General features: G+C 68.7%; 15 protein-coding genes. 14 read left to right on the top strand and 1 reads right to left on the bottom strand.

What is annotated here, in order from left to right:
* The first annotated feature begins 29 nt into the window (after positions 1-29).
* From FB563_RS07480 to FB563_RS07415, 14 genes are all read left to right on the top strand, one after another.
* On the top strand, positions 30-677 hold the full coding sequence (locus FB563_RS07480; RefSeq protein WP_055704216.1) for an L-threonylcarbamoyladenylate synthase: 648 nt from the start codon (positions 30-32) through the stop codon (positions 675-677).
* Entirely contained in the window at positions 674-1,351 is a 678-nt protein-coding gene (locus FB563_RS07475; RefSeq protein WP_055704215.1) for an arsenate reductase/protein-tyrosine-phosphatase family protein, read from the top strand. The genes FB563_RS07480 and FB563_RS07475 overlap by 4 nt, the downstream gene beginning before the upstream one ends.
* Before the next feature lie 90 nt (positions 1,352-1,441).
* Positions 1,442-2,680, top strand: a complete 1,239-nt coding sequence (locus FB563_RS07470; protein ID WP_055704214.1) for a serine hydroxymethyltransferase — start codon at positions 1,442-1,444, stop codon at positions 2,678-2,680.
* Positions 2,681-2,831: 151 nt separating this feature from the next.
* Complete coding sequence (locus FB563_RS07465; protein WP_055704213.1) at positions 2,832-4,160, top strand: MraY family glycosyltransferase; 1,329 nt, start codon at positions 2,832-2,834, stop codon at positions 4,158-4,160.
* Between the two features lie 301 nt (positions 4,161-4,461).
* Positions 4,462-4,899, top strand: a complete 438-nt coding sequence (locus FB563_RS07460; RefSeq protein WP_055704212.1) for a Cg1360 family ATP-synthase-associated protein — start codon at positions 4,462-4,464, stop codon at positions 4,897-4,899.
* Between the two features lie 225 nt (positions 4,900-5,124).
* Entirely contained in the window at positions 5,125-5,943 is an 819-nt protein-coding gene (gene atpB / locus FB563_RS07455) for a FoF1 ATP synthase subunit A (RefSeq protein WP_483030217.1), read from the top strand.
* A gap of 68 nt (positions 5,944-6,011) precedes the next feature.
* Entirely contained in the window at positions 6,012-6,251 is a 240-nt protein-coding gene (locus FB563_RS07450; protein ID WP_053670587.1) for an ATP synthase subunit c family protein, read from the top strand.
* A 39-nt stretch (positions 6,252-6,290) separates the two neighbouring features.
* Entirely contained in the window at positions 6,291-6,842 is a 552-nt protein-coding gene (locus tag FB563_RS07445; protein ID WP_055704210.1) for a F0F1 ATP synthase subunit B, read from the top strand.
* Complete coding sequence (locus tag FB563_RS07440; protein ID WP_055704209.1) at positions 6,839-7,654, top strand: F0F1 ATP synthase subunit delta; 816 nt, start codon at positions 6,839-6,841, stop codon at positions 7,652-7,654. Before FB563_RS07445 ends, FB563_RS07440 begins: the two co-directional genes overlap by 4 nt.
* Before the next feature lie 131 nt (positions 7,655-7,785).
* A complete protein-coding gene (atpA, locus tag FB563_RS07435; RefSeq protein ID WP_055704208.1) occupies positions 7,786-9,378 on the top strand; it encodes a F0F1 ATP synthase subunit alpha in 1,593 nt (530 codons plus the stop codon).
* A 21-nt stretch (positions 9,379-9,399) separates the two neighbouring features.
* Positions 9,400-10,317 carry a F0F1 ATP synthase subunit gamma gene (locus FB563_RS07430; RefSeq protein ID WP_055704207.1) on the top strand — a complete coding sequence of 306 codons (918 nt, stop codon included), beginning with the start codon at positions 9,400-9,402 and terminating at the stop codon, positions 10,315-10,317.
* On the top strand, positions 10,318-11,754 hold the full coding sequence (gene atpD / locus FB563_RS07425) for a F0F1 ATP synthase subunit beta (RefSeq protein WP_055704206.1): 1,437 nt from the start codon (positions 10,318-10,320) through the stop codon (positions 11,752-11,754).
* Positions 11,755-11,883: 129 nt separating this feature from the next.
* Positions 11,884-12,258 carry a F0F1 ATP synthase subunit epsilon gene (locus FB563_RS07420; protein WP_031171909.1) on the top strand — a complete coding sequence of 125 codons (375 nt, stop codon included), beginning with the start codon at positions 11,884-11,886 and terminating at the stop codon, positions 12,256-12,258.
* Positions 12,259-12,406: 148 nt separating this feature from the next.
* Positions 12,407-12,853: a DUF2550 domain-containing protein gene (locus FB563_RS07415; RefSeq protein ID WP_055704205.1), complete on the top strand. Its 447-nt coding sequence runs from the start codon at positions 12,407-12,409 to the stop codon at positions 12,851-12,853.
* 17 nt (positions 12,854-12,870) lie between these two features.
* Here FB563_RS07415 and FB563_RS07410 read toward each other — a convergent pair whose 3' ends face one another.
* Positions 12,871-14,691: a glycoside hydrolase family 18 chitinase gene (locus tag FB563_RS07410; RefSeq protein WP_055704204.1), complete on the bottom strand. Its 1,821-nt coding sequence runs from the start codon at positions 14,689-14,691 to the stop codon at positions 12,871-12,873.
* Positions 14,692-14,727: the final 36 nt, after the last annotated feature.

Below are 14,727 nucleotides of genomic sequence, written 5' to 3'. Positions count from 1 at the left end.
AAGTACGTGTACGAGGAGGCCCGCTAACGATGGCACGGCGATACGACACCAACGACGCGACCGACCGCGCGACGGGTCTGCGCGAGGCCGCGTCCGCCGTCCGCCGGGGCGAGCTGGTGGTGCTGCCGACCGACACGGTGTACGGCATCGGCGCCGACGCGTTCTCCTCGGAGGCCGTCGCCGACCTGCTCGCCGCCAAGGGCCGGGGCCGCACCATGCCCACTCCCGTCCTCATCGGCTCCCCGAACACCTTGCACGGCCTCGTCACGGACTTCTCCGAGCTGGCCTGGGAGCTGGTCGACGCGTTCTGGCCGGGTGCCCTGACGCTCGTCGCCAAGCACCAGCCGTCCCTGCAGTGGGACCTCGGCGACACCCGTGGCACGGTGGCCATCCGCATGCCCCTGCACCCGGTCGCCATCGAGCTGCTCACCGAGGTCGGCCCCATGGCCGTGTCCTCCGCCAACCTCACCGGCCACCCGGCGCCGGAGAACTGCGACGCCGCCCAGGACATGCTCGGCGACTCCGTCTCCGTCTACCTCGACGGCGGCCCCACCCCGGCCAACGTGCCGTCCTCCATCGTGGACGTCACCGGCCCGGTGCCGGTGCTGCTGCGCGAGGGCGCGATCTCGCCGGAGGAGCTGCGCAAGGTCGTACCCGACCTCGAGGTGGCGAATTGACGGCCCCTGAAGCGGGGCGTGGCATAGGCATCGGGCAGCGTGTCGCGGAGGAGACGACCACCTTCGGCTTTCCGCGCGACACCTTCCGCATCCTCCACGTCAGCACCGGCAATGTGTGCCGTTCGCCCATCACCGAGCGGCTGACCCGCCATTTCGTCGCAGAGCGGCTCGGTGTGCTCGGCGGCGGTCTGATCGTGGAGAGCGCGGGCACCTGGGGCCACGAGGGCGCGCCGATGGAGGCCAACGCGGAGACCGTGCTGGCCGACTTCGGCGCGGACGCCTCCGGCTTCTTCGGCCGGGAGCTGCTGGACGAGCACGTCATCGGGGCCGACCTCGTGCTCACCGCCACCCGCGACCACCGCGCCCAGGTCATCTCCATGGGCCATTCCGCGGGTCTGCGCACCTTCACCCTGAAGGAGTTCACCCGGCTGGTCCGGGCGATAGATCCGGCCACCCTGCCGCCCCTGGACGACGGCGTGGTCGCACGCGCCCGCGCCCTGGTCCGCGCCGCGGCGGCGCTACGCGGGTGGCTCCTCGCGCCGACGGCCGAGGCGGACGAGGTCCACGACCCGTACGGGGCGCCCCTTCCGTTCTTCAGGTCGATCGGGGACGAGATACACCAGGCCCTGGATCCGGTGGTGACGGCGCTGACCGGGGTACCGGCGCGGACGTGAGCGCCGCATAAAGCATTGCAATACCGGGCGTCCGGGACATCTGGGCCCTACATTGGTCATACGTCACCGTCGACCGCCCGGGAGCCCGCCATGTCGGTCACCCATACCCTCGAGACCGACGCCCTGCTGCGGCAGGACCCGGCGATGGCCGAGATCCTGCTCGCGGAGCTGGACCGGCAGTCCACGACCCTGCAGCTGATCGCCGCCGAGAACTTCTGCTCGCCGGCCGTGCTCGCCGCCCTCGGGTCGCCTATCGCCAACAAGTACGCCGAGGGCTATCCCGGCGCCCGCCACCACGGCGGCTGCGAGATCGTCGACGTGGCCGAACGCGCCGCCATCGACCGGGCCCGGGAACTCTTCGGCGCCGAACACGCCAACGTCCAGTCCCACTCCGGCTCCTCGGCCGTCCTGGCCGCCTACGCCGCCCTGCTGCGCCCCGGCGACACCGTCCTCGCCCTCGGACTGCACTACGGCGGCCATCTCACCCACGGCTCGCCCGCGAACTTCTCCGGCCGCTGGTTCGACTTCGTCGGCTACGGGGTGGACGCGGAGACCGGGCTCATCGACCACGACCAGGTGCGTCACCTGGCGCGGAACCACCGGCCGAAGGCGGTCGTGTGCGGCTCGATCGCCTACCCCCGGCACATCGACTACGCCTTCTTCCGTGAGGTCGCCGACGAGATCGGGGCCTATCTGATCGCCGACGCCGCGCACCCGATCGGGCTGGTCGCGGGCGGCGCGGCGCCGAACCCGGTGCCGTACGCCGACATCGTGTGCGCGACCACCCACAAGGTGCTGCGCGGTCCGCGCGGCGGGATGATCCTGTGCGGGAGCGAACTGGCCGAGCGCGTCGACCGGGCGGTGTTCCCCTTCACGCAGGGCGGTGCGCAGATGCACACGATCGCCGCGAAGGCCGTCGCGTTCGGCGAGGCGGCAACACCGGCCTTCGCCGTGTACGCCCATCAGGTGGTCGCGAACGCACGGGTGCTCGCCGGTCACCTGGCCGCCGAGGGCCTCACCGTGACCACCGGCGGCACGGACACCCATCTGATCACCGCAGACCCTGCCCCGCTCGGGGTGGACGGCCGCACCGCACGCGGCCGGCTCGCCGCCGCCGGGATCGTCCTGGACTGCTGCGCACTGCCGCACGGCGACGGCCGGGGCCTGCGCCTGGGCACCGCCGCGGTGACCACGCAGGGCATGGGGGAGCCGGAGATGGTGCGGATCGCCGCCCTGATGGCGGCGGTGCTGCGCGGCGAGACGGAACCGGCGGCGACGCGGGACGAGGTGCGGATTCTCACCGGCGCCTTTCCGCCGTATACGGGCTGAACGGGGGTAGGCGTTGTCCCGTACACCCCGATGTGCGTCATGGCCCACAGCCGGGCGTGCAACCATCGTGGCTACCCGGAAGTCCCCATCCATATACGTCCATCGCTAGGGTGTGGGGCTGTGATGGCCAGCGAGACCCGTGGGGAAGCCTGTGCGTGAATACCTGCTGACGCTCTGCATCACGGCCGCGGTGACGTATCTGCTGACAGGGCCGGTACGGAAGTTCGCGATCGTGGCCGGGGCGATGCCGGAGATCCGGGCACGTGACGTGCACCGGGAACCCACTCCGCGCCTCGGCGGTATCGCCATGTTCTTCGGCCTGTGCGCGGGCCTGCTGGTCGCGGACCACCTGACGAACCTCAACGAGGTCTTCGCGAAGTCGAACGAGCCGCGCGCCCTGCTCTCCGGCGCGGCCCTGATCTGGCTGATCGGCGTCCTGGACGACAAGTTCGAGATCGACGCGCTGATCAAGCTGGGCGGCCAGATGATCGCCGCGGGTGTCATGGTCGTACAGGGTCTGACGATCCTGTGGCTGCCCATCCCCGGCGTCGGCAACGTGGCGCTGACCCAGTGGCAGGGCACGCTGCTGACCGTGGCGCTCGTCGTCATCACCATCAACGCGGTGAACTTCGTGGACGGCCTGGACGGCCTCGCGGCCGGCATGGTGTGCATCGCGGCCGGGGCGTTCTTCCTGTACGCCTACCGCGTCTGGGTGTCGTACGGCATCGAGGCCGCCGCCCCCGCCACGCTGTTCGCCGCCATCCTGATGGGGATGTGCCTGGGCTTCCTGCCGCACAACATGCATCCCGCGCGGATCTTCATGGGCGACTCCGGCTCGATGCTGATCGGCCTGGTGCTGGCGGCGGGCGCGATCTCGATCACGGGCCAGCTCGACCCGGACGCGCTGAACCTGTACGCGGGCTCCGAGAAGGCGGCGGTGCACCAGACGGTGCCGGTCTACATCCCGCTGCTGCTGCCGCTGACGATCATCGCGGTGCCGGCGGCGGACCTGGTCCTCGCGATCGTCCGGCGCACCTGGCGCGGCCAGTCGCCGTTCGCCGCGGACCGCGGGCACCTGCACCACCGGCTGCTGGAGATCGGCCATTCGCACAGCCGGGCGGTGCTGATCATGTACTTCTGGTCGGCGCTGATCGCTTTTGGCGCGCTGGCGTACTCCGTCAACTCCGCCTCGATGTGGATCGTGCTCGGCGTGGTGTTCCTCAGCGCGGTCGGTCTGGTCCTGCTGCTGCTCCCGCGCTTCAGGCCGCGGGTGCCGGTGTGGGCCCAGGCCTTCGTGCCGCCGCGCTACCGGCCGCGCCGGCGTGCGGCCGAGGCGACTGTGGCGATGGAGGCCGACGGGGCAAGGGAGCCGCAGGAGGCGCAGGAGGCCGCGGGGCGGGCTCCCGTCACCGCCGGGGTCTCGGGCGTCAACGGAGCGACCGCGATCGGCGCTCGTTCGCGTTTCCTTGACCGGCGCTGACCCCGGCCAGGTAAGAATCTGACTAGAGCATTGCCAACTCGTGGGGGAGTAAAAGCCCCCAATACCTGACAAGTGGGCTGGGTTAATGCACAGACGCGCACTGTCACTCTCATGTGTGACAGCAAGCACACCGACCAGGTAAAGACCTCATCAAATAGTTTGTGATACGGTTCACGAGAACCCGGATAGAGCCGAAGGACCGCAGTGCGACGGTCCCTTGGTGTGAGGTCTCGATCACTCAGCCCGGGACTACGCTCGTCCATGACGACACCCTGCCCCCTGTGAAAGCGGAGTTGCCGCCATGCCGTCCAATGACGCCCGGAACCTACTGCAGATCGCTGTGCCCGCAGCGGCTGCGGGTGCGATCGCCGTCGCCGTGAGCGCCGCGGTCGCCGGGGGCAAGGGCGCGCTCGGTGCGGCCGTCGGCACGGCGCTGGCCATCCTGTTCATGGGAATCGGCCTCTACGTGCTGCAGTGGACGGCAAAAACGCTCCCGCAGCTGTTCCAGGCCATGGGCCTCATGCTCTACATGGCCCAGCTGCTGCTCCTCTTCATCTTCGTCGCCGTCTTCAAAGGCACCTCCCTCTTCAACGGCAAGGCGTTCGCCGTGGGGATCGTGGTCACGACCGTCGCGTGGATGGCCGCGCAGGCCCGCGCGCACATGAAGGCCAAGATCTTCTATATCGATCCCGACTCCGCGAAGAGCGACAAGCCCGAGAAGACAGGGCCGTCGTCGTGAGGGGTAGGGGCGGGATAAAGGCTTGTGAGATCTCCTGCTATCGTCCGGTGCCAACTGCGGCATCGCGGGCGCGGGCATCTGAGCTGACGCCTGCTCGATCGCGAGGCTCGATGCCCCCCAGCCGCCCCCACATCCGTAACACCAGTCCGGTGCCGATCCGCGGCCTTGCGCCGCGCCGACACAACGAGGTTGCCGTACCCATGCGTCACGCCGAAGGAGCCCGCGGTGAGTGCTGACCAGACCCAGCTCGCCTTTGACTGGAGTTGTCGGATCATGTCCGACAACGGGTGTGGCTTCCCGGCTCCGGGCCTGCACTCCTTCCTGTTCAAGCCGCTCTTCACGGTCGGCGGCTTCGACTTCAACAAGGTGATGCTGCTCGCGCTCATCACCACCGCGCTCGTCGTCGGCTTCTTCTGGGCCGCCTTCGGCAACGCCAAGGTCATCCCGGGCAAGCTGCAGATGGTCGGCGAGGCCGGCTACGACTTCGTGCGCCGCGGCATCGTGTACGAGACGCTCGGCAAGCGCGAGGGCGAGAAGTGGGTGCCGTTCATCGTCTCCCTCTTCTTCTTCATCTGGATCATGAACGTCTGGTCCGTGGTCCCGCTGGCGCAGTTCCCGGTGGGCTCGATCATCGCCTACCCGATGGTCCTGGCCGTGATCGTCTGGGTCCTCTGGGTCGGCCTGACCTTCAAGCGGCACGGCTTCGTCGGCTTCTTCAAGAACGTGACGGGCTACGACAAGTCGCTCGGTCCGGTGCTCCCGCTCGTCATGGTCATCGAGTTCTTCTCGAACCTGCTGGTCCGCCCGTTCACGCACGCGGTGCGACTCTTCGCCAACATGTTCGCCGGTCACCTGATGCTGGTGATGTTCACCGTCGCCTCCTGGTACCTGCTGAACAGCTGGATGATCCCGGCCGCCGGCGTCTCCTTCGTGATGACGATGGCCATGATCTGCTTCGAGCTTTTCGTCCAGGCCGTCCAGGCGTACGTCTTCGTACTGCTGGCCTGCTCCTACATTCAGGGCGCTCTCGCCGAGCACCACTGAGCCCCACCACACCCCCGGTCGTCCGGTGGCCAACCCCCACCGGTCCGTAAAGAGAAGGAAGATTCAGCATGGCTGCCACTGAGACCCTCGCCGCTGTCTCCGGTTCCATCGGTTCTGTCGGTTACGGCCTCTCCGCCATCGGCCCCGGCATCGGCGTCGGCATCATCTTCGGTAACGGCACCCAGGCCCTCGCCCGTCAGCCCGAGGCCGCGGGTCTGATCCGCGCCAACCAGATCCTCGGTTTCGCCTTCTGTGAGGCGCTCGCCCTGATCGGCATCGTCATGCCGTTCGTGTTCGGTACGAAGTAAGACCTCCGTACCCGACACGTATCGACGAAAGGCACTGATGTGATCGCCAACCTGGTTCAGCTGGCGGCCCCGGAGAAGGGTGGGAACCCGCTCCTTCCCGAGTGGCCCGAGCTGCTCGTCGGCACCATCGCCTTCGCCATCGTGTTCTTCTTCTTCTGGAAGAAGCTGCTTCCGAACATCAACAAGGTTCTGGAGGAGCGTCGCGCGGCGATCGAAGGCGGCATCGAAGAGGCCGACGCCATGAAGGTCGAGGCCCAGAGCGTCCTTGAGCAGTACAAGGCCCAGCTCGCCGAGGCCCGGCACGAGGCCGCGCGCCTGCGCCAGGAGGCGCAGGAGCAGGGTGCCGCGCTCATCGCCGAGATGCGGGCCGAGGGCCAGCGGCAGCGCGAGGAGATCGTCGCCGCCGGTCACGCCCAGATCGAGGCCGACCGCAAGGCCGCCGCGCAGACGCTGCGTCAGGACGTCGGCAAGCTCGCCACCGAACTGGCCGGCAAGCTCGTCGGCGAGTCCCTCGAGGACCACGCCCGGCAGAGCCGTGTGATCGACCGCTTCCTCGACGAGCTCGAGGAGAAGGCCGAGGCCACGCGATGAACGGAGCGAGCCGCGAGGCCCTGGCGGCCGCACGCGAGCGTCTCGACGCGCTGACGGACTCCACGTCCGTGGACGCCGCGTCGCTCGCCGACGAGCTGGCGGCCGTCACCGCGCTGCTCGACCGCGAGGCCGGACTGCGCCGGGTCCTCACCGACCCGGCGAAGCCCGCAGAGGCCAAGGCGTCGCTGGTCCAGCGTCTGATCGGTGCCCAGGTCAGCGGGTCCGCCGCCGACCTGGTGGCCGGGATGGCGCGCTCCCGCTGGTCGCAGCCCCGCGACCTGGTGGACGCGCTGGAGGAGCTGGCGAGCATCGCCGACCTCACGGCCGCGGAGCGGGCGGGCACCCTCGACGACGTCGAGGACGAGCTGTTCCGGTTCGGCCGGATCGTCTCCTCCAGCACCGAGCTGCGCGCCGCGCTGACCGACCGCGCCGCCGGTACGACGGCGAAGACCGAGCTGCTGCACCGGCTGCTCGGCGGACGGGCCAAGCCGGCCACCGAGCGTCTGGTGACGCGCCTTGTGACCGCGCCGCGTGGACGTAGCCTGGAAGCGGGACTGGAGTCCCTGTCCAAGCTCGCCGCCGAGCGGCGGGACCGCATGGTCGCCGTCGTCACCTCGGCGGTGCCGCTGAGCGACGGCCAGAAGCAGCGCCTCGGCGCCGCCCTCGCCAAGCTCTACGGCCGCCGGATGCACCTCAACCTGGACGTGGACCCCGAGGTGATCGGCGGCATCCGGGTGCAGGTCGGTGACGAGGTCATCAACGGCTCCCTCGCGGACCGGCTGGACGACGCCGCCCGCCGCATGGCGAGCTAGCAGCAACTCGATATTTCGAGAAAAGCAGTACGTACTTACGGCCCGGTTGGGCCGTGCAGAGGATTCCTGGGGGTCGCCCCCAGACCCCCAAGTTGAAACTTCGGGCCCAACAAGGAGAGCAGGGAACCCAGATGGCGGAGCTCACGATCCGGCCGGAGGAGATCCGGGACGCGCTGGAGAACTTCGTCCAGTCGTACAAGCCGGACGCGGCCTCGCGCGAGGAGGTCGGTACGGTCACCCTTGCCGGCGACGGCATCGCGAAGATCGAGGGTCTTCCCTCGGCCATGGCCAACGAACTGCTGAAGTTCGAGGACGGCACCCTCGGCCTCGCCCTCAACCTCGAGGAGCGCGAGATCGGTGCCATCGTCCTCGGTGAGTTCAGCGGCATCGAGGAGGGTCAGCCGGTCACCCGCACCGGTGAGGTCCTCTCCGTGGCGGTCGGCGAGGGCTACCTCGGCCGTGTCGTCGACCCGCTCGGCAACCCGATCGACGGCCTCGGCGAGATCGAGACGTCCGGCCGCCGTGCGCTGGAGCTGCAGGCCCCCACGGTCATGCAGCGCAAGTCGGTGCACGAGCCGATGGAGACCGGCTACAAGGCCGTCGACGCGATGACCCCGATCGGCCGTGGTCAGCGTCAGCTGATCATCGGTGACCGCCAGACCGGCAAGACCGCCCTGGCCGTCGACACGATCATCAACCAGCGCGACAACTGGCGCACCGGCGACCCGAAGAAGCAGGTCCGCTGCATCTACGTCGCCATCGGCCAGAAGGGCTCCACCATCGCCGGCGTGCGCCGCGCGCTGGAGGAGAACGGCGCCCTGGAGTACACGACCATCGTCGCCGCCCCGGCGTCCGACCCGGCCGGCTTCAAGTACCTGGCGCCGTACACCGGTTCGGCCATCGGTCAGCAGTGGATGTACGAGGGCAAGCACGTCCTGATCATCTTCGACGACCTGTCGAAGCAGGCCGACGCCTACCGCGCCGTGTCGCTGCTGCTGCGCCGCCCGCCGGGCCGTGAGGCCTACCCGGGTGACGTCTTCTACCTGCACTCCCGGCTGCTGGAGCGCTGCGCCAAGCTCTCCGACGACATGGGTGCCGGTTCGATGACCGGTCTGCCGATCGTCGAGACCAAGGCCAACGACGTCTCGGCGTTCATCCCGACCAACGTCATCTCCATCACCGACGGCCAGTGCTTCCTGGAGTCGGACCTGTTCAACGCCGGTCAGCGCCCCGCGCTGAACGTCGGTATCTCCGTCTCCCGAGTCGGTGGTTCCGCCCAGCACAAGGCGATGCGTCAGGTCTCCGGCCGCCTCCGGGTGGACCTCGCCCAGTTCCGTGAGCTGGAGGCGTTCGCCGCCTTCGGTTCCGACCTGGACGCGGCCTCCAAGGCGCAGCTGGAGCGCGGTTCGCGCATGGTCGAGCTGCTGAAGCAGGACCAGTACCAGCCGATGGCCACCGAGGACCAGGTCGTCTCCGTCTGGGCCGGCACCAACGGCCGTATGGACGACGTCCCGGTCGCCGACATCCGCCGCTTCGAGAAGGAACTGATCGACTTCCTGCACCGGAAGCACCAGGGCCTGATGACCTCCATCAAGGAGGGCGCCAAGATGTCGGACGACACGATCCAGGCGATCGACGACGCGGTGGCCGAGTTCAAGAAGCAGTTCGAGACGAGCGACGGCAAGCTGCTCGGCGAGGACACCCCTGCCACTGCCGCCAAGTGACGTAAGGAAGGGACCTGACTCATGGGAGCCCAGCTCCGGGTCTACAAGCGTCGCATCCGATCCGTCAGCGCGACCAAGAAGATCACCAAGGCGATGGAGATGATCGCCGCCTCGCGCGTCGTCAAGGCGCAGCGCAAGGTGGCGGCCTCCACGCCGTACGCGAACGAGCTGACGCGTGCGGTCACGGCGGTCGGCACCGGCTCGAACACCAAGCACCCGCTCACCACGGAGGCGGAGACCCCGACCCGTGCCGCGGTCCTGCTCCTCACGAGCGACCGCGGTCTGGCCGGCGCCTTCAACTCCAACGCCATCAAGACGGCGGAGCAGCTGACCGAGCGCCTGGAGCGCGAGGGCAAGCAGGTCGACACGTACATCGTCGGCCGGCGCGGTGTCGCCCACTACAACTTCCGTGAGCGCAAGATCGCGGAGTCGTGGACGGGCTTCACGGACGAGCCGACGTACGCGGACGCCAAGAAGGTCGCGGCGCCCCTGATCGAGGCCATCGAGAAGGAGACGGCCGAGGGTGGTGTGGACGAACTCCACATCGTCTTCACCGAGTTCGTCTCGATGATGACGCAGACGGCGCTCGACGCCCGGCTGCTTCCGCTGCGTCTCGAAGAGGTCGCCGAGGAGGCTCACCCCAAGGGGGAGATCCTCCCGCTGTACGACTTCGAGCCCTCGGCGGAGGACGTCCTCGACGCCCTGCTGCCGCGCTACGTGGAGAGCCGGATCTACAACGCGCTGCTCCAGTCGGCCGCTTCGAAGCACGCCGCCACGCGGCGCGCGATGAAGTCGGCCACCGACAACGCCGGTGAGCTCATCGAGACGCTCACCCGGCTTGCCAACGCGGCCCGTCAGGCCGACATCACCCAGGAAATCAGCGAGATCGTCGGTGGCGCGAGCGCCCTGGCCGACGCGACCGCGGGGAGTGACCGATAAATGACCACCACTGTTGAGACCGCGACGGCTACGGGCCGCGTCGCCCGGGTCATCGGCCCGGTCGTCGACGTGGAGTTCCCCGTCGACGCGATGCCGGACATCTACAACGCCCTTCACGTCGAGGTCTCCGACCCGGCGAACGCGGGCGAGAAGAAGACGCTGACCCTGGAGGTCGCCCAGCACCTGGGTGACGGCCTGGTCCGCACCATCTCCATGCAGCCCACCGACGGTCTGGTCCGCCAGGCCCCGGTGACCGACACGGGCGCGTCCATCTCCGTCCCCGTCGGCGACTTCACCAAGGGCAAGGTGTTCAACACCCTCGGTGAGGTGCTGAACGTCGACGAGTCCTACGACGGCGAGCGCTGGCCGATCCACCGCAAGGCCCCGAACTTCGACGAGCTCGAGTCCAAGACCGAGATGTTCGAGACGGGCGTCAAGGTCATCGACCTGCTCACCCCGTACGTCAAGGGCGGCAAGATCGGCCTGTTCGGCGGCGCCGGCGTCGGCAAGACGGTGCTCATCCAGGAGATGATCTACCGTGTCGCCAACAACCACGACGGTGTCTCCGTGTTCGCCGGTGTCGGCGAGCGCACCCGTGAGGGCAACGACCTGATCGAGGAGATGTCGGACTCCGGCGTCATCGACAAGACCGCGCTGGTCTTCGGTCAGATGGACGAGCCCCCGGGCACCCGTCTGCGCGTCGCGCTGGCCGGCCTGACCATGGCCGAGTACTTCCGTGACGTCCAGAAGCAGGACGTGCTGTTCTTCATCGACAACATCTTCCGCTTCACGCAGGCCGGTTCCGAGGTCTCCACGCTGCTCGGCCGTATGCCGTCCGCGGTGGGTTACCAGCCGAACCTGGCCGACGAGATGGGCCTCCTGCAGGAGCGCATCACCTCGACGCGCGGTCACTCGATCACCTCGATGCAGGCGATCTACGTCCCCGCGGACGACCTGACCGACCCGGCCCCGGCCACCACCTTCGCCCACCTCGACGCGACGACGGTTCTGTCCCGTCCGATCTCCGAGAAGGGCATCTACCCGGCCGTGGACCCGCTGGACTCCACGTCCCGGATCCTGGACCCGCGTTACATCTCCGCGGACCACTACAACGCCGCCATGCGCGTGAAGACGGTCCTGCAGAAGTACAAGGACCTCCAGGACATCATCGCGATCCTCGGTATCGACGAGCTCGGCGAGGAGGACAAGCTCGTCGTCCACCGTGCCCGTCGCGTGGAGCGCTTCCTGTCCCAGAACACCCACGTCGCCAAGCAGTTCACCGGCGTCGACGGGTCGGACGTGCCGCTGGACGAGTCGATCGCCGCGTTCAACGCGATCATCGACGGTGAGTACGACCACTTCCCGGAGCAGGCGTTCTTCATGTGCGGTGGTCTCGAGGACCTGAAGAAGAACGCGAAGGAGCTGGGCGTCTCCTGAACTCCCTGAGTTCATGTGAGAGGGGCGCGGGCGCACCCGTCGGGGTGTGTCCAGCCCCTCTCTCCACGCCCACTAGAATTGACCCCAACACCCGGCAGAACCGCCGGGTGGTGACCCGAGGAGCCACCCTTGGCTGCTGAGCTGCACGTCGAGCTGGTCGCCGCCGACCGCCAGGTCTGGTCCGGCGAGGCCACCCTGGTCGTCGCGCGCACCACGTCCGGCGACATCGGCGTCATGCCCGGTCACCAGCCGCTGCTCGGTGTGCTGGAGTCGGGCCCGGTGACCATCCGTACGAGTGATGGTGGAACGGTCGTCGCCGCGGTGCACGGCGGTTTCATCTCGTTCGCGGACAACAAGCTGTCCCTGCTGGCCGAGATCGCCGAGCTGTCGGACGAGATCGATGTCCAGCGCACGGAGCGGGAGCTGGAGCGCGCGAAGGCGGAGGGCGACGCCGCCGCCGAGCGCCGCGCGGATGTCCGCCTGCGTGCGGCGGCGGCGCGCTGACCCAGCCGCGCGGTACGTTGACATCACTCAGCCGCGGCCGGCCCGGAGCAATCCGGTGCCGGTCGCGGCTGAGGCAGATGTGGGTGTTTTTTCCGTTTCATTACTCAGTAACAGAAGCAGTTCCTAGGAGACGAGGAGGTCGGTGCCGATGGTCCTCGCTCTGACTGTGTGCGGGATCGTGGTCGCGCTCGTGGTGGTGGGGCTGTTCCTGTTCGGCCTGCGGCGCAGGCTGATCCAGCGCTCCGGCGGCACCTTCGACTGTTCCCTGCGCTGGGACGTGGCCGAGAAACCGGACGCCAGCGGCAAGGGCTGGTCCTACGGCGTCGCCCGCTACAACGGCGACCGCATCGAGTGGTACCGCGTCTTCTCCTACGCCGTCCGCCCGCGCCGCACCCTGGAGCGCGCCGCCATCGAGGTGGCCGGCCGCCGGCTGCCCGAGGGCGAGGAGGAGCTGGCGCTGCTCTCCGACGCGGTGGTCCTCGCCTGTACCCATCGGGGCACGCGCCTCGAACTCGCCATGAGCGAAGACGCGCTGACCGGATTCCTCGCGTGGCTGGAGGCAGCCCCGCCCGGTCAGCGCGTCAACGTCGCTTAGGAGCTCTCTTACGGGTTCTACAGGTTGCTGCTGATGGCGTTCACCAGCTCACCGTTGCTGGTGTCGCCGCTGAACTCCCAGAAGAACGCGCCGCCGAGCCCCTGGGACTTGGCCCAGCTCATCTTCCCGGCGATGGTCGACGGGGTGTCGTACGACCACCAGTTGCTGCCGCAGTGGGCGTACGCGGTACCGGCGACGGTGCCGGTGACCGGGCAGGACGTCTTGAGCACCTTGTAGTCCTCGATGCCCTGCTCGTAGGTGCCGGCCGCGGGTCCCGTGGCCGTGCCGCCGGGGGCGTCCTGGGTGACGCCGGTCCAGCCGCGGCCGTAGAGGCCGATGCCGATGAGCAGCTTGGACGCGGGGACGCCGACGGACTTGTACTTGGCGATGGCGTCGGCCGTGTCGAACCCGGCCTTCGGGATGCCGCTGTACGAGGTGAGCGGGGAGTGCGGGGCGGTCGGGCCCTGCGCGTCCCAGGCGCCGAAGAAGTCGTACGACATCACGTTGTACCAGTTGACGTAACTCGCGGCGCCGGCGTAGTCCGCGGCCTCGATCTTGCCGCCGGAGGAGCCGTCGGCGGTGACGGCGGCCGTGACCAGGGCGGAGGAGCCGAACTTGGCGCGCAGTGCGGCCATCACGTTCTTGAAGGCCGCGGCCCCGCTGGTGTCACAGCTCAGCCCGCAGGCGTTCGGGTACTCCCAGTCGATGTCGATGCCGTCGAACACGTCCGCCCAGCGCGGGTCCTTGACCAGGTTGTAGCAGGAGTCCGCGAAGGCGGCCGGGTTGGCGGCGGCCTGGGCGAAGCCGCCGGACCAGGTCCAGCCGCCGAAGGACCACAGCACCTTCAGGTTCGGGTACTTGGCCTTCAGCTCGCGCAGCTGGTTGAAGTTGCCGCGCAGCGGCTGGTCCCAGGTGTCGGCGACGCCGCTGACCGACTGGTCGGCGGTGAAGGCCTTGTCGTAGTCGGCGTAGGAGTCACCGATCGCGCACTGGCCGTTCGTCACGTTGCCGAACGCGTAGTTGATGTGCGTGATCCTCGCTGCCGAGCCGGACGTCACCAGGTTCTTGACGTTGTAGTTGCGGCCGTAGATGCCCCACTCGGTGAAGTAGCCGAGCTTGACCTTGTCGCCGGTGGTCGGGGGAGTGGTGGTGCCGCCGGTGGTGTGCACCTTGACCGCGCCGCTGACCGGGCCGGTCTGGTCGGCGGTGTCGCGGGCCTGCACGGTGTAGGAGTAGTCGGTGCCGGCGGTCAGGCCGCTGTCGGTGTACGAGGTCGTCGTCACCGTGCCGACGACCTTGCCGTCGCGCAGGACGTCGTAGTTCTTCACGCCCTTGTCGTCGGTGGCCGCGCCCCAGGAGAGCTTGACCGAGGTGTCGGTGATGTTCGAGGCGGTCGGCGTGCCGGGGGCGCTCGGGGCCGCGTCGCCCGGGACGGTCGTACCGTCGCAGCTGTCGCCGTTGAGTTTGCAGTTGCTCGGTGATCCCGGTCCCGAGCCGTTGAAGCCGAAGGAGACCGAGGCGCCGGGGGCGATGGTGCCGTCGTAGGACTTGTTCTTGGCGGTCCAGTGGGTGCCGGAGGACGTGACGTCCGCGTCCCAGGCCGAGGTGACGGACGTGCCGGAGGGGAAGTCCCACTCGACGGTCCAGGAACTGATGCCGGTGGAGCCGGTGTTCTTGATGGTCCACTGACCGCCGAAGCCGGTTCCCCAGTCGCTGGTCTTGGTGAAGCTCGCCGTTGCGTTGGTCGCGGCCTGGGCGGGGCTCGCGAGACCGACGAGGCCGGCCAGGGGGAGCAGCAGGGTCGCGAAGCCTGCCGCGGCTCTGTGTCTGAAGCGCATGCTGCGCCTCCTTGGGTATGTGGGGATGTCAGGGGC

This window comes from Streptomyces puniciscabiei (assembly GCF_006715785.1).
Classification (GTDB): domain Bacteria; phylum Actinomycetota; class Actinomycetes; order Streptomycetales; family Streptomycetaceae; genus Streptomyces; species Streptomyces puniciscabiei.
This window is presented reverse-complemented; position numbering and strand designations above follow the sequence as displayed.

What these genes read in the sequence shown, in the direction of transcription:
- FB563_RS07450 (WP_053670587.1), top strand. Translation starts at nt 6,012, where the DNA reads ATGGCTGCCACTGAGACCCTCGCCGCTGTCTCCGGTTCCATCGGTTCT.
- FB563_RS07460 (WP_055704212.1), top strand. Translation starts at nt 4,462, where the DNA reads ATGCCGTCCAATGACGCCCGGAACCTACTGCAGATCGCTGTGCCCGCA.
- FB563_RS07440 (WP_055704209.1), top strand. Translation starts at nt 6,839, where the DNA reads ATGAACGGAGCGAGCCGCGAGGCCCTGGCGGCCGCACGCGAGCGTCTC.
- FB563_RS07410 (WP_055704204.1), bottom strand. Translation starts at nt 14,691, where the DNA reads ATGCGCTTCAGACACAGAGCCGCGGCAGGCTTCGCGACCCTGCTGCTC.
- atpA (WP_055704208.1), top strand. Translation starts at nt 7,786, where the DNA reads ATGGCGGAGCTCACGATCCGGCCGGAGGAGATCCGGGACGCGCTGGAG.
- FB563_RS07470 (WP_055704214.1), top strand. Translation starts at nt 1,442, where the DNA reads ATGTCGGTCACCCATACCCTCGAGACCGACGCCCTGCTGCGGCAGGAC.
- atpD (WP_055704206.1), top strand. Translation starts at nt 10,318, where the DNA reads ATGACCACCACTGTTGAGACCGCGACGGCTACGGGCCGCGTCGCCCGG.
- FB563_RS07480 (WP_055704216.1), top strand. Translation starts at nt 30, where the DNA reads ATGGCACGGCGATACGACACCAACGACGCGACCGACCGCGCGACGGGT.
- FB563_RS07415 (WP_055704205.1), top strand. Translation starts at nt 12,407, where the DNA reads ATGGTCCTCGCTCTGACTGTGTGCGGGATCGTGGTCGCGCTCGTGGTG.
- FB563_RS07430 (WP_055704207.1), top strand. Translation starts at nt 9,400, where the DNA reads ATGGGAGCCCAGCTCCGGGTCTACAAGCGTCGCATCCGATCCGTCAGC.